Annotated in this window: 18 protein-coding genes; 15 read left to right on the forward strand and 3 right to left on the reverse strand. The window is 73.5% G+C overall.

Translation table 11 applies throughout. The annotated features are described in order from the left end of the window. The 3 genes from AB8Z75_RS05810 to AB8Z75_RS05820 form a co-directional block, all read left to right on the forward strand. Positions 1-1,015 (forward strand): PP2C family protein-serine/threonine phosphatase (locus tag AB8Z75_RS05810; RefSeq protein ID WP_369200279.1); only part of this gene is annotated, 1,015 nt, incomplete at its 5' end. A 301-nt stretch (positions 1,016-1,316) separates the two neighbouring features. Continuing rightward, a complete protein-coding gene (locus AB8Z75_RS05815) occupies positions 1,317-2,759 on the forward strand; it encodes an aminopeptidase P family protein (protein ID WP_369200280.1) in 1,443 nt (480 codons plus the stop codon). A gap of 251 nt (positions 2,760-3,010) precedes the next feature. Then, the gene (locus tag AB8Z75_RS05820) at positions 3,011-4,114 is read left to right on the forward strand and encodes a PP2C family protein-serine/threonine phosphatase (RefSeq protein WP_369200281.1); all 1,104 of its coding nucleotides are present in this window, start codon (positions 3,011-3,013) and stop codon (positions 4,112-4,114) included. A 37-nt stretch (positions 4,115-4,151) separates the two neighbouring features. Here AB8Z75_RS05820 and AB8Z75_RS05825 read toward each other — a convergent pair whose 3' ends face one another. Further along, positions 4,152-4,595, reverse strand: a complete 444-nt coding sequence (locus tag AB8Z75_RS05825; protein ID WP_369200282.1) for an ATP-binding protein — start codon at positions 4,593-4,595, stop codon at positions 4,152-4,154. 295 nt (positions 4,596-4,890) lie between these two features. Between AB8Z75_RS05825 and AB8Z75_RS05830 the strand changes: the two genes are divergently transcribed. From AB8Z75_RS05830 to AB8Z75_RS05870, 9 genes are all read left to right on the forward strand, one after another. Continuing rightward, the gene (locus AB8Z75_RS05830; RefSeq protein WP_369200283.1) at positions 4,891-5,778 is read left to right on the forward strand and encodes a hypothetical protein; all 888 of its coding nucleotides are present in this window, start codon (positions 4,891-4,893) and stop codon (positions 5,776-5,778) included. Between the two features lie 337 nt (positions 5,779-6,115). Continuing rightward, a complete protein-coding gene (locus tag AB8Z75_RS05835) occupies positions 6,116-6,844 on the forward strand; it encodes a YcnI family protein (RefSeq protein WP_369200284.1) in 729 nt (242 codons plus the stop codon). Positions 6,845-6,963: 119 nt separating this feature from the next. Further along, positions 6,964-7,629 carry an SCO family protein gene (locus tag AB8Z75_RS05840; RefSeq protein WP_369200285.1) on the forward strand — a complete coding sequence of 222 codons (666 nt, stop codon included), beginning with the start codon at positions 6,964-6,966 and terminating at the stop codon, positions 7,627-7,629. Next, on the forward strand, positions 7,626-8,144 hold the full coding sequence (locus tag AB8Z75_RS05845; RefSeq protein ID WP_369200286.1) for a copper chaperone PCu(A)C: 519 nt from the start codon (positions 7,626-7,628) through the stop codon (positions 8,142-8,144). Before AB8Z75_RS05840 ends, AB8Z75_RS05845 begins: the two co-directional genes overlap by 4 nt. A gap of 188 nt (positions 8,145-8,332) precedes the next feature. Next, on the forward strand, positions 8,333-10,531 hold the full coding sequence (locus AB8Z75_RS05850; RefSeq protein ID WP_369200287.1) for a copper resistance protein CopC: 2,199 nt from the start codon (positions 8,333-8,335) through the stop codon (positions 10,529-10,531). Positions 10,532-10,928: 397 nt separating this feature from the next. Then, positions 10,929-12,398 (forward strand): iron uptake transporter deferrochelatase/peroxidase subunit, encoded by a 1,470-nt coding sequence (gene efeB / locus AB8Z75_RS05855; RefSeq protein ID WP_369200312.1) that lies wholly within the window; start codon positions 10,929-10,931, stop codon positions 12,396-12,398. A 42-nt stretch (positions 12,399-12,440) separates the two neighbouring features. Next, positions 12,441-13,370 carry a prephenate dehydratase gene (gene pheA / locus AB8Z75_RS05860; protein WP_369200288.1) on the forward strand — a complete coding sequence of 310 codons (930 nt, stop codon included), beginning with the start codon at positions 12,441-12,443 and terminating at the stop codon, positions 13,368-13,370. Positions 13,371-13,894: 524 nt separating this feature from the next. Continuing rightward, positions 13,895-15,172, forward strand: a complete 1,278-nt coding sequence (gene serS, locus AB8Z75_RS05865) for a serine--tRNA ligase (RefSeq protein WP_369200289.1) — start codon at positions 13,895-13,897, stop codon at positions 15,170-15,172. A gap of 107 nt (positions 15,173-15,279) precedes the next feature. Continuing rightward, positions 15,280-16,092, forward strand: coding sequence for an HAD family hydrolase (locus tag AB8Z75_RS05870; protein ID WP_369200313.1), 813 nt, complete (start codon positions 15,280-15,282; stop codon positions 16,090-16,092). 38 nt (positions 16,093-16,130) lie between these two features. Here AB8Z75_RS05870 and AB8Z75_RS05875 read toward each other — a convergent pair whose 3' ends face one another. Then, the gene (locus AB8Z75_RS05875; RefSeq protein WP_369200290.1) at positions 16,131-17,156 is read right to left on the reverse strand and encodes an Lrp/AsnC family transcriptional regulator; all 1,026 of its coding nucleotides are present in this window, start codon (positions 17,154-17,156) and stop codon (positions 16,131-16,133) included. Positions 17,157-17,240: 84 nt separating this feature from the next. Here AB8Z75_RS05875 and AB8Z75_RS05880 point away from each other — a divergent pair, with 84 nt between their 5' ends. Continuing rightward, entirely contained in the window at positions 17,241-18,866 is a 1,626-nt protein-coding gene (locus AB8Z75_RS05880; protein ID WP_369200291.1) for an MFS transporter, read from the forward strand. A gap of 53 nt (positions 18,867-18,919) precedes the next feature. Here AB8Z75_RS05880 and AB8Z75_RS05885 read toward each other — a convergent pair whose 3' ends face one another. After that, positions 18,920-19,951 (reverse strand): helix-turn-helix transcriptional regulator, encoded by a 1,032-nt coding sequence (locus tag AB8Z75_RS05885; protein ID WP_369200292.1) that lies wholly within the window; start codon positions 19,949-19,951, stop codon positions 18,920-18,922. Between the two features lie 208 nt (positions 19,952-20,159). Here AB8Z75_RS05885 and AB8Z75_RS05890 point away from each other — a divergent pair, with 208 nt between their 5' ends. Then, positions 20,160-20,777, forward strand: a complete 618-nt coding sequence (locus AB8Z75_RS05890) for a TIGR03086 family metal-binding protein (protein ID WP_369200293.1) — start codon at positions 20,160-20,162, stop codon at positions 20,775-20,777. 45 nt (positions 20,778-20,822) lie between these two features. Beyond that, entirely contained in the window at positions 20,823-22,226 is a 1,404-nt protein-coding gene (locus AB8Z75_RS05895) for an FAD-binding oxidoreductase (RefSeq protein WP_369200294.1), read from the forward strand. Positions 22,227-22,492 lie beyond the last annotated feature (266 nt).

Consider the following 22,492-nt stretch of genomic DNA (forward strand, 5'->3'; position numbering starts at 1 on the left):
CGCCCCCTCCCTGCCTGCCGGAGCGCCCGACGCGGACCAGGAGCCCGGCGTCGCCTGCCCCGACATCGGCGCCGCCCCCGACCTGAGCGCGCACCACCGGCAGGTCGCCACCCGCCTCGGTTACTCCGCCACCTACGCGGTGGCGCTCACCACCGGGTCGGGCGCCCGCCTCGGTACGGCCGTCTGGCTCTACGACGAGCCCGGCGAGCCCACCGTGCGCCAGCGGGAGCTGCTGGGCGGCTACCTGCGGCACGCCACCGAGCACTGCGCCCACCTGAGCGAACTCGCCCGTACGCGCGACGAATCGGCCGCCCTCGGAGCGGAGCTGCTGCCCAGCACACTGCCCCGCCTCCCCGGGGTCACCCTCGCGGTGCGGCACCGTACGACCCCGTCCGGCGGCGGCGACTGGTACGACGCGCTCGCGCTGCCCGACCGTGCCGTGGGGCTGGCCGTCGGCTCTGTCACCGGAAGCGGCCCCGCCGCGGTGGCCGCGATGGGACGGCTGCGCGCCTCCCTGCGCGCGTACGCGGTGATGGAGGGCGAGGATCCGGTCGCCGTCCTGTCCGACCTGGAGCTGCTGTTGCGGCTGACCGAGCCGGCCGCCTCGGCGACAGCCCTGTTCGCGTACGCCGAGCCGGCAGCGCGCAAGGTGCTGCTCGCCGGGGCGGGGCACTGCGCGCCTGTGATCGTGGGCCCCCGCCGCGTCGAACCGGTGGAGACGGCGGTCTCGGCACCGCTGGGGATGCTGGCCTGCTGGGAGGCGCCCAGCGCCGAGGTCGTGCTGGGCGAGGGCGAAACACTCCTGTGCTACACCGACGGGCTGCTGCACCGCACGGGCCAGTCCATGGACCGCGCCTTCGCGCGGCTGCGGTCGGCCGCCGCCGGTGCACCGCGCGCCACGCGCGAGGACCCCGAGGCGCTCGTCGACCACGTGCTGCGCACCGTCCTGCCCGGCCCCCTGGCCGACCTGCCGGACCACCCCGAGGACGTCGTCCTGCTGGCCGCCCGCTTCTGAGCCACCGCACACCCGCGCGCCCGCGCAGGCCTCACCGTCCCGCCGAGCCGTACGCACCTCGCACGGTCCCGGCCATCCCCCGGAGCCGTACGCCCTCACTGGACTCGTCGCCTCCCCGTCGGCACTCGCACGCCCGCAGGCCGCTCGCACGCCCGCGGGCCGTCGCTCTGCCCGGAGGGGCCGCGCGCACCGCACGAGCCGCCGTCGCGCCCGGGGAAAGGTCACATCCGCACGGCTCTGGACCAGCCAGACGCCACCCATACGATGGAAGGTGGTTTTATCCGTCGAAGAGGAGGCAGACGTGGCAGACGACGCCGCTGACGAGCAGCCGATCAAGCAGCGGAAGAACGGCCTGTACACGGGCGTCTCCGACGAGCTGGCCGAGAACATGAAGACCGGCTGGGCGGACACCGAGCGGCACGACCTGGCGCCCATCGCGCAGGCCGCCGAGCTGGCCGAGCGGCGCGAGAGGCTGTCGGCGCGGTTCCCCGGCGAGCGGCTGGTCGTCCCCGCGGGCAATCTCAAGACCCGTTCCAACGACACCGAGTACCCCTTCAGGTCGTCCGTGGAGTACGCCTACCTGACCGGCGACCTGACCGAGGACGGCGTGCTCGTGCTGGAGCCGGCCGGTCCGCGCGGCCACACCGCCACGCTCTACCTCCTGCCGCGCTCCGACCGGGAGAACGGCGAGTTCTGGCTGGACGGCCAGGGTGAGCTGTGGGTCGGCCGGCGGCACAGCCTCACCGAGAGCGAGAAGCTCTACGGCCTGCCGTGTGCCGACGTACGCACCGTCACCGACGTGCTGCGCCAGGCGACCGGCCCGGTCCGCGCCGTGCGGGGGTACGACGCCGGCGTCGAGGCGGCGCTGGCGGACAAGGTGACCGCCGAGCGGGACGAGGAGCTGCGCGGCTTCCTGTCCGAGATGCGCGTGGTCAAGGACGCGTTCGAGGTCGGCGAGCTGCAGAAGGCTGTCGACTCGACCGTGCGCGGTTTCGAGGACGTCGTCCGCGTGCTCGACAAGGCGCAGGCCACCTCCGAGCGCTACATCGAGGGAACGTTCTTCCTGCGTGCGCGCGTGGAGGGCAACGACGTCGGCTACGGCTCGATCTGCGCCGCGGGCCCGCACGCCACCACGCTGCACTGGATGCGCAACGACGGCCCCGTGCGCTCGGGCGAGCTGCTGCTGCTCGACGCCGGAGTGGAGACCCACACCCTCTACACCGCCGACGTGACCCGCACCCTGCCGATCGACGGCCGCTTCACCGACCTCCAGCGGAAGATCTACGACGCCGTGTACGAGGCGCAGGAGGCGGGCATCGCCGCCGTCAAGCCGGGCGCCAAGTACGTGGACTTCCACCACGCGGCGCAGCGGGTGCTGGCCGCCAAGCTGGTCGAGTGGGGCCTGGTCGAGGGCCCGGTGGAGCGGGTGCTGGAGCTGGGCCTCCAGCGGCGCTGGACGCTGCACGGCACCGGGCACATGCTCGGCATGGACGTGCACGACTGCGCGGTCGCCCGGCGCGAGACCTACGCCGACGGCACGCTCGAGCCCGGCATGTGCCTGACCGTCGAGCCGGGTCTGTACTTCCAGGCGAACGACGAGACGGTGCCCGAGGAGTACCGCGGCATCGGCGTGCGCATCGAGGACGACATCCTGGTCACCGAGGACGGCAACCGCAACCTGTCCGCCGCGCTGCCCCGCAGCAGCTCCGCGGTGGAGAGCTGGATGGCGGAACTCAGGTCGTAACGGCCGTCGAAGTCCTAAAATCCGAGCACAGCGGCGAGGTCAGGAGACACGAGCGACGACAACGCGCCCGCTGAGCCCGTCACCGGCGAGCGGCCCGGCGCCCGGCGAGCGACCCCGGCACCCGACGGGTACACCCCGATGGGTGGCCACCGACAGGTGGCCCACACCGGCGAGGGGTCCGCACCGGCGAGTGGACCGCACCGACAGTGGCCTGTCACCGACAAGGAAGAGAGCGCGCTTTGGTCTCCCGGATGAGGACCGGAATGCTGTCCGCGTTTCCCTTCCTCGCCATGGCCGTCGTCGGTGCCGCCGACATGACGGGCGGGCCCGGGATCGGGCTCCAGCCGATGATGGCGCTCGGCCCCGCGTTCGCCGGGCTCACCGGCGGCAAACGGCGCACGGCCGCTGTCGGCGCGCTGGCGCTGGTGCTGACCGTCGCGCTGAGCCTCTACAACGACCAGTTCGGGGAGCGGCGCGGCAACGCCACGCTGATCTCCGTCGCGGGCGTGTCGGTGGCGGCGCTGGTCGCCACCGCGATGCGGCAGCGGCGGGAGGCCGAACTGGCCAACGTGCGCTCCATCGCGGAGGCCGCCCAGCGGGTGCTGCTGCGCCCGGTGCCGCGCAGCGCCGGGCGGCTGCGCGTCGCCGTCTCCTACACGTCGGCCGTCGCCGAGGCCCGGATCGGCGGCGACCTGTACGAGGTGGTCACCTCGCCGCACGGCGTGCGCGTCATCATCGGGGACGTCCAGGGCAAGGGCCTGGAGGCCGTGGAGACCGCGGCCGTCGTGCTCGGCGCCTTCCGGGAGGCCGCCTACGACGAGTCCGACCTGCCCGCGGTGGGGGAGCGCCTGGAGCGGGCGCTGGACCGGCACCTGCTGGGCGAGAAGTTCGTGACGGCGGTACTGGTCGAGGTGGAGCACAGCGAGCGCCCCCGGACGGCGACGCTGCTCAACTTCGGTCACCCGGCGCCGCTCGCGGTCCGCCACGACGGCAGCGTCCACTTCGCCGAGCCGCCCCGCCGGTGCCTGCCGCTGGGCCTGGGGCTGCACGGCAGCGAACCGCCGTTCCCGCACCAGGTGCCCTTCGCACCCGGCGACCAGCTGCTGCTGTACACCGACGGCGTCACCGAGGCCCGGAACGCCGACAACCACTTCTACCCCCTCGACCAGCGCGCCCACCTGCTCAAGGACCCCGACCCCGAGGGGGCGCTGGAGGCCGTCCACCAGGACATCGAGGAACACGTGCGCTCCCCCCTCAACGACGACGCGGCGATGCTGCTGCTGCGCTACCGCAACTTCCGCGCCGCACCCGAGTCCGACGCCGCCGAGAACGATCGGGTGGAGCCGAGCGCGTGAGCCGGCACGCGCCGAGCCCACCTCGGGAACCGGCCACTCAGAAGGCGGGCAGCAGGGCTCCGTCGCGGCGGGCCAGTACCTTGTCGAAGCTGACGACCGCGCCGCCCTGCCCCGGCCGGTTGCAGAACCGCACGTGGTCGGCGAGGCACTCGATCAGGTGGAGGCCGCGTCCGCTCTCCGCCTCGTTCCCGCACCGTGCCGGGTCGTACCCGGCGGGAAAACCGGGCCCCGCGTCGGCCACCTCGATGCGGCAGCGGTCACCCTCCAGATAGGCCGAGACGCGGTAGGCACCCGCCAGATCACCGGCCGCGCTGCCGTGCTCGACGGCGTTCGCGCACGCCTCGGACAGTGCGAGGGACATGTCGTAGGCCACGTCGGGGTCCACTCCGGCCGCTTCCATGGAGCTCAGCAGAAGGTGCCGCGCGAGCGGCACACTGGCGGCTTCGCGCCGTAGCCGGAGAGACCACCACAGGCTGCTCATGCTCACCCTCCATGCGGCTCGACACACGGGTTACCTATTGCCTGCGCGTCCGAGCACTACTCGGGCGCGTCGCGATGACCCCCGTACGGCGGAAGCGCGGACTGTACCGACCGTCCGCGCCGGCCACCTCGGCCGTCCGCACCGGCCACCTCGGCCACCTCGACCGTCCGCGCCGGCCGCCCCGCCCGTCCACACGGCCCGTACCTGCCGCACATCCGGGCTCGTACCTGTGCCGTACATCCGGCCTGTACCTGCCGTATACCGAAAGCGGGCACGGTGAGATGATGGCGCCGCCATGACTGCCGGAGCGGACCTGAGACTGCTGCGGGCCGCGGTGTTCGCCGCGGCCTGTGTCACCGTGTCCGCTGCCGGTCACATCCTCGCCGCGGGCACGATGGTCCCGCTGGGCCCCCTCGCGCTGGGCTTCGGCTGCGTGTTCGCGCTCGCCGTGGCTCTCGCCGGACGGGAGCGCTCGCTGCCGGGCATCGCCGGGCTCCTCACGCTGGGCCAGTTCGCCCTGCACGTGCTCTTCTCCTTCGGGTCGATGGGCGCCGGGGGCTCCGCACAGACCGCGAGCGGCACGCAACCGGGCTCCTCCGGCGGTCCGGGCGGGGTACGGGCGCTGGCCGGGAAACTGCTGTGCAACCACAGCGGAGCGGGCATGAGCGAAGCCGACGCGCGCCGGATCGTCTCCCGCGCGGGGCTCGACCCGGACGCCGCCGCCTCCGCCGCGGCGGGCAGCGGCTCGGCCGGGCACTCGGCGCACCACGCCGCGCACGCGGCCTCCTCGGTGCCTTTCCCCGACACCCCGCTCGACTGCCTGCGGGACGCGGCGCGCGCCGCCGTCGGCATGTTCGACGCCCCGATGCTGCTCGGCCACCTGTGCGCCGGACTGTTGCTCGGCTGGCTGCTGCGGCGCGGCGAGGCGGCGCTGTGGCGGCTGGTGCGGCTGTCGGCCGACGCCGCCGCGGCGGCCGACGAACTGGTGGCCGCACTGGCCCTGCGCCGGGCTCTGGCGTACGTACGGGCGCTGCACGCCGGGCTGCTGCCGGGCACACCGGTACGGTCCGTCTTGTCCCGGCCGCGTGACGAGCGGGCGCCCCGCTCCGTCACGCTCGACCACACCGTCCACCGGCGGGGCCCGCCCGCACGCCCGGCGGACGCCTTCGCGCTCGCGGCCTGACAGCCCGCACACGGACGACGACCGCCCGCGCCCCTCCACCCCACCCATCGGCGCTACTGCGGCGACCAAGCCGTGCGCTACCTGAGCGACATGCGCGGCCTGAGCGCCGGCGGCCTGCCTCAGCGCCGTACGCGACACCTGGGCGACGTACGCAGTCTCAGCGCCGTACTCGGCGCCTGGGCGACGTACGCGACACCTGGGCGCCGTACTCGGTCGGAGTGTCGTGCGAGTGAGGGGCGCGTGGTCCGGCAGCCGCGCCGTGCGGGCCGTACCGCACGCCCGCGCGCGTCCGCACGCATGCTGCCCGTCACCCGTCCTGTCCTTCAGGAGCAGATTCATGAAGATCGCCAATCGCCGTGCCGTGACCGTCGGCGCGCTCGCCGCCGGCACCGTCGTGCTGGTCGCCGGACCCGCCTCGGCACACGTCAGCGTCGACCCGCAGGAGGCCCCCAAGGGCGGTTACAGCACCGTCGACTTCAAGGTCCCCAACGAGAAGGACGACGCCTCCACCGTGAAGCTGGAGGTCACCTTCCCGACCGACCACCCGCTGGCCTCGGTGATGCCGCAGCCGGTGCCCGGCTGGGACATCAAGGTCGACAAGAAGAAGCTGGACAAGCCGATCGAGACCCACGGCGAGAAGATCACCGAGGCCGTCTCGAAGGTCACCTGGAGCGGCGGCAAGGTCAAGCCGGGCGAGTTCCAGCAGTTCCCGGTCTCCATGGGCCAACTCCCCGAGGACGGGGATCAGCTCGTCTTCAAGGCCCTCCAGACCTACGACGATGACGACGTCGTACGGTGGATCGAGGAGCCGCAGAAGGGCGCGCCCGAGCCCGAGCACCCGGCGCCGGTGCTGAAGCTCGCCGCCGCCGAGGAGGACGGGAAGGCCGCAGGGTCCGCCTCCGGCGACGGCAAGGCCACCGAGCAGACGGCGGCCTCCTCCGGCACGGACACCGGCTCCGGTGACGACTCCGACACCACCGCACGCGTCCTGGGTGTGGTGGGCATCGTCGTGGGCGTCGCCGGTATCGCCTTCGGCGTCCTGGCGGGCCGCCGCCGCACCTCCTGATCCCACGGTCCCGGTCCCGCCGGGTGGTGGGGGCCCCACCACCCGCGGGCACGGCCCACGTCCCATCCCCTCCCCCAACCCGACACCGACCCCGAACCAGTACGAAGCGGATCCTCACCATGCGCACTACCAGAACGGTCCCGGCGGCAGCCGCCCTTGTCGCAGCCGCCGCCCTCGCCCTGACCGGCTGCGGAACCGACGACGGCAGAGGCGGCAAGGCCGCCGACAAGCCGGCCTCCGTCGAGAAGCAGGAGAAGGGCGGCACGGTCCTCGACCAGCCCTTCGACAAACCCGATCTGACGCTCACCGACACCCACGGCGAGAAGTACGACTTCATCGAGGAGACCAAGGGCCACCCCACGCTCCTCTACTTCGGCTACACCAACTGCCCGGACGTCTGCCCGCTGACGATGAGCAACATCGCGGTGGCCAAGTCGAAGCTGTCCAAGGAGAAGCAGAAGAAGCTGCGGGTCGTCTTCGTCACCACCGACCCGAAGCGGGACACCCCCAAGGAGCTCGGGAAGTGGCTGCGCGGCCAGGACCCGTCGTTCATCGGGCTGACCGGTGACTTCGACTCCATCCAGGCGGGCGCCCGCAGCCTGGGCGTGAGCGTCGAGCCGTCGTACAAGAAGAAGAACGGCGACATCGTCTCCACCCACGGCGCCCAGGTGCTCGCCTTCTCCCCCAAGGACGACAAGGCGCACGTCCTCTACACCGAGGGCAACACCGACCCGAAGATCCTCGACAAGGAACTGCCCAAGATCATCAAGGGGGAGAACCCGTGACCCCTCGCCCCCTCGGCGCCGCGGCCCGCCGCTCGCTCACCGCCACCGCACTCGGCGCCGCCTGCGTACTCGCCCTGGGTGCCTGCTCGTCGTCCTCGTCGTCCTCGTCGTCCGGCGACAAGGACGGGAGCGCCGAGGCGGCGGGGCCGCCCCAGTTGAAGGTCAGCGGCGCGTACGTGCCGCAGCCGCCCACCGACAAGATGGCCGGCGGCTTCCTGACCGTGCGCAACAGCGGCGGCAAGGCCGACAAGCTCACCTCCGTCTCCAGTGACGTGGCGGGTGAGGTCGAGATGCACGAGACCGTCAAGCAGCAGATGCAGCAGGTCGAGTCCCTGCCCGTCCCCGCACACGGCACCCTGAAACTGGCGCGCGGCGGCAACCATCTGATGCTCATGGATCTCAAGCACAAGCCGGTCAAGGGCCAGACGGTCACCTTCGTCCTGCACTTCGCCGAGTCCGGCTCCGTCACGGTCAAGGCCCCCGTCGAGGCGACGAACTACACACCCGAGAAGTGAGGTTCGCAGGCGTGCCGTACACCACCGAGCCCCCTCCGCCCGCCGCCGCGGCCGACCGGCCTCCCCGCCGGGCCGGCCTTCCGACGCCGCTCCGCGCCGCGACGGCCCCGGCGCCGTCCCGCGCCCGGACGGCCGTGGCGCCGCCGCGGGCGCGGACGGCCGTGGCGCCCTCACGTGCCCGGACGGCCATGCCGTCGTCCCGCGGGGCGTGGAAGGCCCTCGTGATGGCCCTGCTGACCGGTGGTCTGGCACTGCTGGGCATCCTGGCCACCGCGGGGCCCGCCGCGGCACACGCGGCGCTGACCGGCAGCAACCCGGCGGACGGCTCGGTGGTACGCGACGCGCCCCGGCAGGTCACGCTCGACTTCTCCGAGGGCGTGGCCATGTCCGACGACTCGATCCGCGTCCTCGATCCGCACGGCAAGCGGGCCGACACCGGGGCGATCCGCGACACCGGCACCGGCGGGAAGACGCAGCGCGCCGTGTCGCTCAAGTCCGCGCTCGCCAAGGGCACCTACACGGTCGCCTGGCAGGCCGTCTCCGCCGACAGCCACCCCGTCTCGGGCGCGTTCACCTTCTCCGTCGGGAAACCGTCCGCAACCAGCGCGGCCGTCCCCCAGCAGGACGAGAACACCGGTGGCGGCGCCGTGGGAACGCTCTACGGCATCGGCCGTTACGCCGCCTACGCGGGCTTCGTGCTGCTGGTCGGCGGGGCGGGCTTCGTCATGCTGTGCGCCCCGCGCGCCGCAACCTCACGGGCGGTACAGCGGCTGACCGTCGCCGGATGGGTCACCCTGACCGCCGCGACACTGGCCCTGTTGCTGCTGCGCACCCCCTACACCGGCTCGGGCAGGCTCGCCGACGTCCTCGACCTGGGCGGGCTCAAGGACGTGGTCGCCACCAAACCGGGCGCGGCCCTGGTGTCCCGGCTGCTGCTGCTGGCGGCGGCGGCCCTGTTCGTCTCGGTGCTCTTCGGGGCGTACGCGCGGCGCCACCAGGAAGAGCCGGCCGGCGTGGGGGGCGCTGCCGACGCGGCGGGACGGGACGGCGAGCCCGCCGCCAGGGAGCGGCGCGACCTGCTGTACGGGCTCGCCATCGGCGGCACCGTCGTCGCGGCCGGGCTCGCCGCGACCTGGGCGATGGCCGAACACGCCTCCACCGGCATCCAGACGTCGCTCGCCATGCCGGTGGACATCCTGCACCTGCTGGCCGTCGCCCTGTGGCTGGGCGGACTGGCCGCGCTCTTCTGTCTGCTGCGCTGGGGGCCGTCGCCCTCCGGCACGACGGTACGGCGCTTCTCCGCGGTCGCCCTCACCTGTGTCACCGTGCTCGCCGTGACGGGGCTGTACCAGTCGTGGCGCCAGGTGGGGACCTTCGGCGCACTGACGGGGACGTCGTACGGACAGCTGCTGCTGGTGAAGGTCGCCCTGGTGGCCGTGCTGGTGGGAATCGGCTGGTTCTCCCGCCGGTGGACAGCCAGGTTGACGGAGGTCCCGACGGAGGAAGAAAACGGCCGTGCGGGGAGCGGCCGGACGGACGCCACCGTCCGGACAGCGGCGCTTCCCCGCAGGCGCTCTCCTGAACCGCCGACGGTCCGCCGCGCCGCCGCTCCGTCCGCCAGCTCCCCTGCCGACAGCCTCCCTGCCGACAGCGCCTCTTCCGGCGGCGCCTCTTCCGGCGGCGCCTCTTCCGGCGGCGCCGCTTCTTCCGGCGGCGCCGCTGCGAAGCCCAACGGCACTTCTTCGGACAGCGCCTCCTCCGGCGCCTCTTCTTCCGGCGGCGCCTCTTCCGACGGCCGTCCGGACGACCCCGTACGCGCGGCGCAGCTCGCACGGCAGCGTGACGCCGCCACCGCCGCGCAGCAGCGCAAGAAGCGCGAAGCCGACCCGCAGCGCAGCGGGCTGCGCCGCTCGGTGCTGACGGAGGCCTCCATCGCCGTCGTCCTGCTGGCCGTCACCACGATCCTGACCAACACCGAGCCGGGCCGCACCGAGGCGCAGGCGCGCGCCGCGGGGGACACGGGGACGAGCGCCTCCGCCGGTCCCGTGGAGGCGAAGGTGCCGTTCGACACCGGCGGCCCCGGCGGCAAGGGCACCGCCACGCTGGAGCTCGACCCGGGCGCCCGCGGCCGCAACACCCTCCAGGTGCGCACCGCCACCCCCAGCGGCCGGCCGCTCGACGCACCGGAGGTGAAGGTCACCTTCACCCTCCCCGCGAAGGATCTCGGTCCGCTGCCTGTCACCCTGAAACCGGTCGCGGGGGAGAAGGGCCGCTGGAAGGCGACGGACGTCCGGCTCCCCATGGCCGGAAAATGGAAGCTCGCGGTCACCGTCCGCACCTCGGACATCGACCAGGTCACCACCTACAAGACCGCCACCATCGGCTGAGCCGGAACCGAACGACACCATGAGCACGCACAGCGACCACGAGCCCGCGGACCGCACCACGGACGGAGCCACCGCCCCGACCCCCGGCGGGGAGGAACGCGACCGCCACGGGAGGACGGCGTCCGGGAAGCGGGACACCGCGAGCAGCACCCACAGCACAGGCGACGAGAGCAGTGACGGCGGCACAGGCGACATGAGCACCACCGACAGCACGGAAGGCTCGGGCGGACCCGGCAGCACGGATGACGCGGGCAACACCGGCGGACCCGGCAGCGCGGGAGGCACGGGCAGCGCGGAAGGCTCGGGCAGCCCGAACGGTTCCGGCCGTCCCGGCCGCCCGGGCGGCAAGAACCGCTCGGGCCGGAAGGGCGGCGCGCGCGGCGGCAAGCGGGGCGGCGTGCCCGGGGCCCGGCCGGGCGACACCCGGGCGCGGACGGAGCGCGCGGCGAACGGCCGCCGCCCCGAGGCGTCCGGCCGGGGGACGAACCGCACCGCGGCGCGCCCGACCACGGCGGACGGCGCTGCCGCGCACGGCACGGGGTCGAACGGCCCGGGGGCGGACGGCCCGGGCGCGCGCGGCACGGAAGCGCACGGCACGGGCACGGAAGCGCGCGGCACCGGCGCGGACGGTACCGGTGCGTCGCTGTCGCGGCGGCGGTTGCTGGGCACCGCCTCCGCCGCGGGCGCGGGCGGGCTGGTGCTGGGTGCCGCGGGCGGCGCCTGGGGGCACGCGGCGGCGCAGGACGAGCCGCCCACGGCGCTGACGTCCCTGGGCTCCACCGGGGTGGAGTTCCACGGCACGCACCAGGCGGGCATCGTGACACCGGCGCAGGCGCACGGCCATCTGGTGGCGTTCGACCTCGTGGCGGACGCCGGGCGCAGGCAGGCGGCGGCGCTGCTGCGGCGCTGGTCGGACGCGGCGCGGCGGATGATGGCCGGCGAGCCGCCGCGGGACGGTGAGCGGGACACCGGGATCGCGCTGGACGCGGGCCCCTCGTCGCTGACGGTGACGTTCGGGTTCGGCCGCACGTTCTTCACCCGTACGGGTATGAAGGACCAGCTACCGCGGCAGCTGGCTCCCCTGCCGGACTTCTCCGCCGACGCGCTGGACAAGAAGCGCTCCGACGGCGATCTGTGGGTGCAGATCGGTGCGGACGACGCGCTGGTCGCCTTCCACGCGCTGCGGGCGCTCCAGCGGGAGGCGGCGGGGGTGGCGCGGGTGCGCTGGCAGATGTCGGGTTTCAACCGCTCCCCCGGGGCCACGGACCGCCCGCGTACGGTGCGCAATCTGATGGGCCAGGTCGACGGCAGCAACAATCCGCGGCCCTCGGACGAGGACTTCGCCGAGCGCGTCTTCGTGCCGTCCGCGGGGGAGCCGCCCTGGATGGCGGGGGGCTCGTTCGTGGTGCAGCGGCGCATCAGGATGCTGCTCGACCGCTGGGACGAGCGCGCGCTCAGCGAGCAGGAGCGGGTCATCGGGCGGCGCAAGTCCGACGGCGCGCCGCTGTCGGGCGGGCACGAGCACACCGCCCCTGACCTCGACAAGCGCGGCAAGGACGGGCTGCCGGTGATCGCCGCCGACGCGCACGTCCGTGTCGCGGCGCCAAAGACGAACGGGGGCTCGGCGATGCTGCGCCGCCCCTTCTCCTTCCACGACGGCTTCCGGGACGACGGCGCACCGGATGCCGGGCTGCTGTTCCTGGCCTGGCAGGCGGACCCGTTGCGCGGCTTCGTACCCGTGCAGCGCAAGCTCGACCGGGGGGACGCGCTCTCGGACTTCCTGCGGCACGAGGCGAGCGGGCTGTTCGCCGTTCCTGGCGGCCCGGCGGAGGGTGAGTACGTGGGCCAGCGGCTGCTCGAGGGCTGAGACCGGCACTCGCCGGGTGTCCGGCGGGACTACCGTGGCGGCATGTCATCTGCGAGCCGCTACACCTACCTCGGTCCCGAGGGCACGTTCACCGAAGCCGCGCTGCACACGCTCCCCGAGGCCGCCACCCGTCAGCTCACCCCGATGGTGTCGGTTCCCGCGGCGCTGGACGCCGTGCGGAACGGGGAGGCGCAGGCGGCGTTCGTGCCGATCGAGAACTCGGTGGAGGGCGGGGTGACCGCCACGCTGGACGAGCTGGCGGGCGGGGGCAGGCTGATGATCTACCGCGAGGTGCTGCTGCCGATCGCGTTCGCGCTGCTGGTGCGGCCGGGGACGACGCTGGAGGCGGTCAAGACGGTGACGGGGCACCCGGTCGCCCAGCCGCAGGTGCGCAACTGGCTCGCCGCGCATCTGCCGGACGCCGTGTGGGAGTCGGCGGCCTCCAACGCGGACGGCGCCCGTCTGGTGCAGGAGGGCCGGTACGACGCGGCGTTCGCGGGCGAGTTCGCGGCGGCGAGGTACGGCCTTGAGCCGCTGGTCACCGACGTCCACGACGCGGAGAACGCGACTACGCGGTTCGTGCTGCTGGGGCGCCCCGCGCGCCCCGCGGCGCCGACGGGTGCCGACAAGACGTCGGTCGTGTTCTGGCTGCAGGGGGACCAGCCGGGTGCGCTGCTGGAGGTCATGCACGAGTACGCCTCGCGCGGGGTGAACATGATGCGGATCGAGTCGCGGCCGACGGGTGAGGGCATCGGGCAGTACTGCTTCTCGGTGGACTGCGAGGGGCACGTGGAGGACCGTCGGGTGGGAGACGTGCTCATGGGTCTCAAGCGCTCGTGCCGTGCGGTGCGCTTCCTGGGTTCGTATCCGCGCGCCGACGAGCAGCCGCCGACGCTGCGCCCTGGCATGGCGGACGAGGACTTCGTGGCGGCGGCGGACTGGCTGACGCGGTGCCTGGACGGACGGGACTGAGGTCCGGGCGGCGCTGTACACAGCCGGGGCGAAGTTATCCACAGGGGCGGGTGCCGACCTGTGTACAAGTCGACAGACGAAAAGGACTCTGTCGACAAAACGGCATGGATACCGCATCGCCATCCACAGCCGCCACCACCCGCCTCGTCAGCACAATTCCCTCGATGAACCCTTCGGTGTGAGCTGATCCCCCTCAAAAGAGTGGGAATTTCGGGTTTACGGCGGGAATTCCCGGAGGACCGAGCTGACGCCGGAACGGATCTCTTCCATTTCCACAGCACCACTTCCCCGCCTGTGGAAAAGTGGCTCGCGCCGGAGACCGCTGTGGATAAACCCGGTGGAGGAGGCGCCCAACTGCCCCGCCCGGCCCCGCAGTCGCCTCCTGCGGCACCCCCTTCCCGAAGAGGCGCGGAATTCCGGGAGGGGTGCGCAAGGAACATCCCGCAAAACCGCCAATTCGGACAAATTACACGCAAAGGGATTTCGGATCGAGCGCCGTCGGAGGTCACCGGTACCCTGGCGGGGTGATTGACCTTCGCCTGCTCCGTGAGGACCCCGACCGTGCGCGCGCCTCGCAGCGTGCCCGTGGAGAGGACGTCGACCTCGTCGACGCGGTGCTCTCCGCCGACGAGCGGCGCAGGTCCTCCAGCGTCCGCTTCGACGAGCTCCGCGCCGAGCAGAAGCAGCTCGGCAAGCTCATCCCCAAGGCCGAGGGCGAGGAGAAGGCGGAGCTGCTGCGCCGCACCGGCGAGCTGTCGAGCGCGGTCAAGGCCGCCGACGCCGAGAAGGACGAGGCCGCCGCCGAGGCGCAGGAGCTGCTGCGCCGGATGAGCAACCTGGTGCACCCGGACGTTCCGGTGGGCGGCGAGGAGGACTTCACCGTCCTGGAGACCCTCGGCACCCCCCGCGACTTCGGCGCGGAGGGCTTCGAGCCGAAGGACCACCTGGAGCTGGGCCAGCGGCTCGGCGCCATCGATGTCGAGCGCGGCGCCAAGGTGTCGGGCTCCCGCTTCTACTTCCTCACCGGCGTCGGTGCCCTCCTGGAGCTGGCGCTGGTCAACGCGGCCATCGCCCAGGCGACCGAGGCGGGCTTCACGCCGATGCTCACGCCCGCGCTGGTCAAGCCGCAGGCCATGGACGGCACCGGGTTCCTCGGCCAGGCCGCCCAGGACGTCTACCAGCTGGAGAGGGACGAGCTCTACCTCGTCGGCACCTCCGAGGTGGCCCTGGCCGGGTATCACATGGACGAGATCATCGAGGCGAACCGGCTGCCGCTGCGCTACGCCGCCTTCTCCCCGTGTTTCCGGCGGGAGGCCGGCTCGTACGGCAAGGACACCCGGGGCATCTTCCGCGTCCACCAGTTCGACAAGGTGGAGATGTTCTCCTACGTCGACCCCGAGGACTCGCAGGCCGAGCACCGCAGGCTGCTGGAGTGGGAGAAGCAGTGGCTGTCGTCCCTGGAGCTGCCGTTCCAGGTGATCGACGTGGCCACCGGCGACCTGGGCTCCTCGGCGGCGCGCAAGTACGACTGCGAGGCGTGGATCCCCACCCAGGGCAAGTACCGCGAGCTGACCTCCACCTCGGACTGCACCCAGTTCCAGTCGCGGCGCCTGTCGGTCCGCATGCGGGACGGCAAACACGTGCAGCCGCTGGCCACGCTGAACGGCACCCTGTGCGCCGTGCCGCGCACGATCGTCGCGCTGCTGGAGAACCACCAGCAGGAGGACGGCTCGGTGTGGGTGCCGCCGGTGCTGCGCCCCTACCTGGGCGGGCGTGAGGCGCTGGAGCCGATCGCCAAGTGAGCACCGCCGCAGGCCCCAACGCCGCAGACGCCGACACCGCAGGCCCCAACGCCGCGGACGCCCACGCCACCGGCGCGCCCGTCCCCGCACCCCCGTTCCCCTACCGGCTGATCGCCACCGACCTCGACGGCACGCTCCTGCGCTCCGACGACACCATCTCCGCGCGCACCCGGGCCGCGCTGGACGCCGCCGCCGGTCGGGGTGCGGCGCACATCGTGGTGACCGGGCGTGCCGTGCCGTGTACGAAGCGGATACTGGCGGATCTGGACTACCGGGGCCTGGCGGTGTGCGCGCAGGGCTCGCAGGTCTACGACGCGGGCGCGGGCAAGCTGCTGACCTCCGTCACGCTCGACCGCCGGGTCGGCCGGCAGGCGCTGGACCTGCTGGAGAAGGAGATCGGCACCGTCGCGGTGGCCGCCTCCTGCGACGGTCTCGACGGGCAGGTGCTGGCCGGGCCCGGCTACCGCGTGCACGACGGGCCGCTGCCCTACGTCCCCTTCGAGGACCGGGAGACGATCTGGCAGCAGCCCCTCAACAAGCTCTACATCCAGCACGACCAGCTCGACGACGACGGGCTCGCCAAGGCGGCGCGCACCGCCGTCGGCGACCTGGTGGGCGTGGTGATGGCCGGCGAGGGCATCGTGGAGCTGCTGCCGCTGGGGCTGAGCAAGGCCAAGGGGCTGGCGCTGGCGGCCCGCCGCCTGAAGGTCCGTGCGGCCGAGACCATCGCGTTCGGCGACATGCCCAACGACCTGCCGATGTTCGCCTGGGCCGGGCACGGTGTCGCCATGGCCAACGCCCACGAGGAGTTGCTGGCCGTCGCCGACGAGGTGACCGCCGCCAACGACGAGGACGGTATCGCCCTGGTGCTGGAACGGCTGCTGTCCTCGTCCTCGCAGGAGAGGCCGCTCCGCGGCTGACCGCCCCCACGGGCGGTGCCGCCGGGCCGGTCGGGCGTCTACTGGCCCCTGAGGGGGCCCTGCCAGAACGGCCCCGGGCCCTTGAGGCTGCGGACCACCGGATACGTCTCCAGGCCGCTCACCCCCGGCAGTTGCGAGAGCGGTCCTGTCAGATACGCGTACAGGGCCGCCGAGTTCTCGCACACGACGGTCAGGAACAGGTTCGCAGCCCCCGTGGTGGCGCACGCGAACGCCACCTGCGGGTGGGCGGCCACCGCCTGCCCGACGGCGTGCAGCCGGGCGGGCGGCACCGACAGCCAGATGGTGGCCCGCAGCCCCTTGTCGAACAGGTAAGGGCCGTAGTCGAGGTCGAAGTAGAGCACCCCGCTCGCCCGCAGCTCCGCCATGCGGCGCCGCACGGTGGACGGCGACCAGCCCGTCGCGGCGGTGAGCTCCGGCACGGGAGCGCGACCGTCGCGCGCCAGGCAGGTGAGCAGCTTGTGGTCGTCGGCGGACAGCCTCACCGGTTCGTCGGGCAGCCGGGGCGGCGGCGGGGAGAGCGCCGCCACCTGCTCGGGGGAGAGCGTCCCCGACTTGAGGATCAGCCCCTCGGCGCCGCCGAAGAACTGGTGCAGCTGGCAGTAGGCGCTGACCCCCAGCACGCGCGGGGTGCGCGGCAGCTCGCGCAGCAGCAGCGCCTCACCGCCGCCCTCCCGCGCCCAGTCGCCGCTGGAGCGCGCGACCGCGCTGACCTCGGTGCCGCCCGCCATCAGCCCCACCCACGAGGTGTCCGTCCGGCGCGCGAGCGCCTCCGCGAGCGGCACGGCCGCGTCGGGAGTGGTCGAGACCCGCACCATCCAGACGGTCTCCCCGAGCGCAGCGGGTTCCGTCAGGCCCAGGACGCGCATGGCGCGTCCGCCGCGCAGCTTGGCCCAGCGGCGGGCGATCGTCTGATCCGAGACGCCCAGGACCTCGGCGATACGGGAGAACGCCACCCGCCCGTCGAGCTGGAGGGCGTGTCCGAGCTGCCGGTCGAGCTCGTCCAGCGGCGGGGGTGTACGGGAGGCAGCGGTGTCGGTTCGCACCACAAGGACGGTAGTCCATGTCGGAATCCACCGCCTGGCGCCCGCCGGCTCGGTCTGGCAGCCGGTTTCTCCGAGCCTTGTGGCATGAGGAAAAACACGGGAAGCGGCCCGAGCTGGTGGCCGCTGGTCGCCCTGTCGCTGGGCGGCTTCATGCTGCTGATCGATGTGACGATCGTGAACACGGCGCTGCCGAGGATGGCGACGGCACTGGACGCCTCGTTCACCTCCCTGCAGTGGGTGGTGGACGTCTACGCGGTCGCGCTGGCCGCGCTGCTGCTGGCCGCCGGCTCGCTGGCCGACCTGCACGGCAGGCGGCGGGTGTTCACCGGAGGCCTGGTGGTCTTCGCGCTCGCCTCGCTGGCCTGCGGACTCGCCCCCGACGCCGGCTGGCTGATCGCGGCACGCGCCGTGCAGGGCGTCGGCGCGGCGGCGGTCTTCGCGGCGAACGCGCCGCTGATCACCGCCACGTACCACGGGCGGGCACGCGGCATCGCGTTCGGCGTGTGGGGCGCGGTCAACGGCGCCGCCGCCGGATGCGGGCTCGCGCTCGGCGGCGTGCTGACCGAGTACGTCGACTGGCGCGCGATCTTCTTCGTCAACGTACCGCTGACGGCGCTGGCCCTGTGGATCACCTACCGCACGGTGCCCGCCTCCCGTCCCGCGCGGGGCGCACGGGCGCGCGTGGACTGGGCGGGTGCCGCGCTGTTCACCGTGAGCGTGGGCACGCTGACGTACGGGCTGGTGCGGGGCGGCGACGCGGGCTGGGGCGACCGGCTGACGGTGGCCTCCCTGGTCACCGCCGGTCTCGCCGCCGTGGGGTTCGCGCTGGTGGAGCGCGTACTGGGCGCCGCCAAGGCGCCCGGGAGCCGGGCCGCGGCGCCGCTGCTGGACCTGTCGCTGCTGCGGAACAGATCGTTCACCGTGCTCATGGGGGCGGCGCTGCTGACCCAGGCCGCCGCGTTCGCACACTTCGTCTACAGCGCGCTGTGGGCCCAGTCGGTGCTGGGCATGAGCCCGTTGGACGCGGGCCTCGCCCTGCTGCCGATGTCGGTGGTCTCCTTCCTCGTCGCCGCCCTGTTCGGTGGACGGCTGCAGCGGATGCGCCCGCAGTACCCCCTGGGTGTCGGCGTGCTCGTGATCGGCGTCGGTGTGCTGGCGCAGACGCTGGTGGCGCCCGGCTCGTCCTGGACGGCGCTGCTGCCCGGGTGCCTGCTCATCGGCGTCGGCGTCGGGCTCGCGCTCACCGTGCTGATCGCCGCCGCGCTCAGCGCCGTGCCGCCCGAGCGGGCGGGGCTGGCGAGCGGCGCCGTGAACACCTTCCGGCAGTTGGGCTACGCGCTGGGGGTCGCCGTGCTCGGCACCTTGTTCGCCACCCGGATACGCGAGGTGCTGACCGGCCTCGGGGTACCGCGTGCGGCTGCCGAGGCCGCCGGGAGCGGCCGTGCCCGGGAGGCGGGGGTGCCGCTGGGGCTCGTCCGGGAGGCGTTCGCGGCCGGGCTCGACCGTGTCTTCGTGGTCTGCGGTGTCGCGGCGCTCGTCGCGGGCGTGGCGGTGCTGCTGTTCGTGCGCGGGCGCGCGGCGACGGCGCACGCGCCGGGAGGGGAGCCGGGGCTGGGAGCGGGGTCGGAGTCGGGGGCGGCGGAGCCGGAGCGGGCTTCGCAGGAGGCGCCCGCGCGGGCACGTGAGGAGGTTCATTCGGCGACGCCGTAGCCTCCGGCAACGTCGTCAGCCTCTGCCCGCGCCGTCAGCCTCCGTCCCCGCCGTCAGCCTCCGTCCGCGTCGTCGTCCGTGGCGGCGCCGTGGCCCGGTACGGCACCGTCTCCGCCGGCGTACAGCCGCGTGATCTCCCGGGCCCGGCGGGCCAGCTCCGCGCGGGCCTCGGGCGGGTCGAGAACCTCCAGCCAGGGCCCGAACTGGAGGAGTTGGCTGACGGCGGCCAGGACGGGAAAGGCAAGGCGGACGGTCACCCACTCGTCCTCTCCCTGCGCACCGGAGTCCGGCGGTTCGGGAACGGCGACCAGCACCGGACCGACGATGCGGGTGAACATGTCGAAGCGCGTCCTGTGCACCCGTGCCGTCACCCGCACCGGCATGGGCCGCTCCTCCACGCGGCGGCGCAGCGGCTGCCAGACATCGGCGAGCTCGACACCGGGCCGGCGCCGCACCGGCTCCGGGAGCACCTTGGCCGAGGCCATCCGGTCCACGCGGAAGAGCGCCGGGGAGCGCCGCCGGTCCGCGACCAGATACCAGACGCCCGCCTTGCTGACGAGGCCGTAGGGATCGACGGTGTACGTGCGCAGCTTCCGCTCGCCCCCGTGCCGGTAGCGGATGCGCAGCCTGCGGTCGGCGAAGACGGCGTTGTGCAGCGCGTCGAGATCGATGTCCGCGCGGGGCCCGCTCAGCCACCGGTCGGGGTCCACCAGGATGCGGCGGCTGGTCAGTTCGGCCGCCGGGCGGTGCGGGGCGGGGAGCGCGGCCATCACTTTGCGGAGCGCGGAGACCAGCGCGCTGTCGAGTCCGAGGGCCGCGTGCGCGTCCTGTGCGGCGAGGACGAACAGTGCGCGGGCCTCGTCACCGGTCAGACCGGTGACGTCCGTGCGGTACCCGGGCAGCAGTCGGATGCCACCGTGCCGCCCCCGTTCCGCGTACACCGGCACTCCGGCTGCCGAGAGCGCCTCCACGTCGCGGTAGATGGTGCGCGGGGAGACCTCCAGCTCCGCTGCCAACTGGTCGGCCGGCACGCGGCCACGCGTCTGGAGGAGCAGCAGGACGGACAGCAGGCGGTCGGATTTCACGTCACCACAGTGCCGCAGAAAATGTTGACGGTCGATGTCCAGTTTTGACGGCAGACTCCTTCCCGGTCCGCGTCGCAGAGGAGTACCGGGCGCCGCAGCCACCGGCTGCGTCACCCGCCTCGCGTCGCCGTGTCCGCCCTCCGGTCCGCCCGCCCGTCCGTGGCGGTCGGCCGTGTCCCTTCTTCGAACCGACCGAGGAGCTCATCCCGTGAACAGCACTCCGCAGACGCCCGACCCCCGCCCCGTGTACGCCGCCGCAGCCGAGCAGCTGCTCCGGCTGATCTCGACCGTCGAGCCCGGCGAGTTGGACCGCCCCACCCCGTGCGAGGAGTACGACGTGCGCGCGCTGCTGGGCCACGTCGTCTCCGGTGCGCGGCGGATCGCCACCGTTCCGGAAGGCGGCACCGGCCTCGGAGAGGACGTCCCCGAGTGGGTCGAGGAGGTGCCCGCCGCACGCTGGGCGGAGCTCTACGACGAGGGCCGCGCCCGGATGAACGCCGCCTGGTCGAACGACGCGGTCATGGACGCGGTCGTGACCGTCCCCTGGGGCACGATGCCCGGCCGCGTCGCCATGGCCGGCTCGGTGATGGAGACCGTCACGCACACCTGGGACCTGGCCCGAGCACTCGGCCGGGACGACGAACTGGACGAGGGGCCGGCCCGCTTCGCCCTGGCCGCCGCTCAGCGGGCGCTGCCGGCCGACGGCCGCGAGAAAACCCCGTTCGGTGAGGCGCGGCAGGTGCCCGAGGACGCCGGCGTGTACGCACAGCTCGCGGCGTGGCTGGGCCGGGACCCGGAGTGGAAGGCGGCGCCCGCCGGCCACTGACCCCGAGCTGCAGAACAGCGGACGGACAACGGAGGTGGGGAAGAGATGGGGCTCAGCGGGTTGGACGCACTGCGGCAAGCCGTGCACGGGAGCGTGCTCGTACCGGGGGAGGCGGGGTACGACCTGGAACGCACGGGTTTCCAGAGGGGCGACCGGCACGCCCCCGAGGTGGTCGTGGCGGCGCACTCGGCGGACGACGTGCGGGAGGCCGTCGCCTTCGCCCGGCGCAACGGTCTTCCGGTGGCCGTGCAGGCCACCGGACACGGGCTGGGCAAGGCCGCGCGCGGCGGCGTCCTGGTGAGCACCCGTCACCTCGCCGGCATCCGGATCGACCCCGAGGCCCGCACAGCCTGGGTCGAGGCGGGCGTGCGCGCGGGTGACCTGGTCGCCGAGGCGGCGCGGTACGGGCTCGCGCCGGTCAACGGCTCGGCGCCCGGCGTCGGCATGGTCTCGTACACGCTGGGCGGCGGTGTGGGGCTGCTCGGCCGCCGGTTCGGTTACGCGACGGACTCCGTGCGGCGCGTCGACCTCGTGACCGGGGACGAGGGGACGCCGCTGCGGCAGGTGACGGCGGACAGCGAGCCGGAGCTGTTCGGGGGACTGCGCGGGGGCGGGGGAGGTTTCGGCGTCGTCACCGGCATGGAAATCGAACTGGTGCCGGTGGAGCAGATCTTCGGTGGTCGGCTGGTCTTCGACGGCGGCGAGGTCGCCGAGGACGTGCTGCGCGTCTGGCAGAAGTGGACCGCCTCGGTGCCCGACGAGCTGACGTCCGCCGTTACGCTGCTGCCCGTCCCCGACCTCCCCGCCGTGCCCGCACCGCTGCGCGGCCGTTACCTCGCCCAGGTACACCTCGCGTTCACCGGCAGCCCCCAGGAGGGCGAACGGCTGATCGAACCCCTGCGGGCGATCGGCTCCCTGCTGGTGGACGAGGTGCGCGAGATGCCGTACACGGAGTGCGCCTCCGTCTTCAGCGAACCGGACACCCCGCACGGCTACCGCAGCGCCAACCTCCTGCTCGGCCCCGACGGTCTCGACGACGAGGCGCGCCGCTCGGTGCCGGCCGCCTCCGGGCCCGAGGCGGAGACCCTGTGCGTGCTGGGCATGCGCCACCTGGGCGGTGCCTTCTCCCGTCCGCCCGCGGCGCCCGACGCCGTTCCGCACCGCGACGCCGGCTATCTGCTGTATGTCCTCTCCCCCGTGGCCACCCCCGAAGAGGCCGAGGGAGCCGATGCCGACGCCGTACGGGCGCTGCACGAGCGCGTTCTGGCCCCGGCCGCGGGCGCGGCGACCGGCCGCAACGCCAACTTCCTCTACGGGCCGCAGAGCCGGGACGTCGTCCGGTCGGTGTACGCGGACGACACGGCGGCCCACCTGGCGCGGCTGGCGCGGCGGTACGACCCCGAGGGCATGTTCCGGTTCCACCTGTGGGGGGTCGGGCGGGCGGCGTGAGAGGAGCGCGACGGGCCGGCCGGTCGGGTCGGGGGCGAGGACGGCCGGCCCGGAAGGGGATTCGAGCGAAAATCCGCCCATCGCGTAACCGTACGAAAGCCGCCTCGTTGAACCGGATGCGCGGAGGCGACTGGAGCAGTTGGCGACGAGAGTGCGTGAAGTGGTGGTGGCCGGTTGAGGCGCGGCCCGCAAGGGCTCCTTGCCGGTAGTGCGGTACATGGGAAGACATGAGCTGATCTCCGCTCCTGGTTCCTGGATACGGACAC

Origin of the sequence: Streptomyces sp. PU-14G (genome assembly GCF_041028275.1) — a bacterium.
Taxonomy (GTDB): Bacteria; Actinomycetota; Actinomycetes; order Streptomycetales; family Streptomycetaceae; genus Streptomyces.

Coding starts and splice junctions, on each gene's coding strand:
- AB8Z75_RS05850 (WP_369200287.1), top strand. CDS start 8,333: ATGCCGTCGTCCCGCGGGGCGTGGAAGGCCCTCGTGATGGCCCTGCTG.
- pheA (WP_369200288.1), top strand. CDS start 12,441: ATGTCATCTGCGAGCCGCTACACCTACCTCGGTCCCGAGGGCACGTTC.
- AB8Z75_RS05825 (WP_369200282.1), bottom strand. CDS start 4,595: ATGAGCAGCCTGTGGTGGTCTCTCCGGCTACGGCGCGAAGCCGCCAGT.
- AB8Z75_RS05820 (WP_369200281.1), top strand. CDS start 3,011: ATGAGGACCGGAATGCTGTCCGCGTTTCCCTTCCTCGCCATGGCCGTC.
- AB8Z75_RS05840 (WP_369200285.1), top strand. CDS start 6,964: ATGCGCACTACCAGAACGGTCCCGGCGGCAGCCGCCCTTGTCGCAGCC.
- AB8Z75_RS05835 (WP_369200284.1), top strand. CDS start 6,116: ATGAAGATCGCCAATCGCCGTGCCGTGACCGTCGGCGCGCTCGCCGCC.
- AB8Z75_RS05880 (WP_369200291.1), top strand. CDS start 17,241: ATGAGGAAAAACACGGGAAGCGGCCCGAGCTGGTGGCCGCTGGTCGCC.
- AB8Z75_RS05830 (WP_369200283.1), top strand. CDS start 4,891: ATGACTGCCGGAGCGGACCTGAGACTGCTGCGGGCCGCGGTGTTCGCC.
- AB8Z75_RS05895 (WP_369200294.1), top strand. CDS start 20,823: ATGGGGCTCAGCGGGTTGGACGCACTGCGGCAAGCCGTGCACGGGAGC.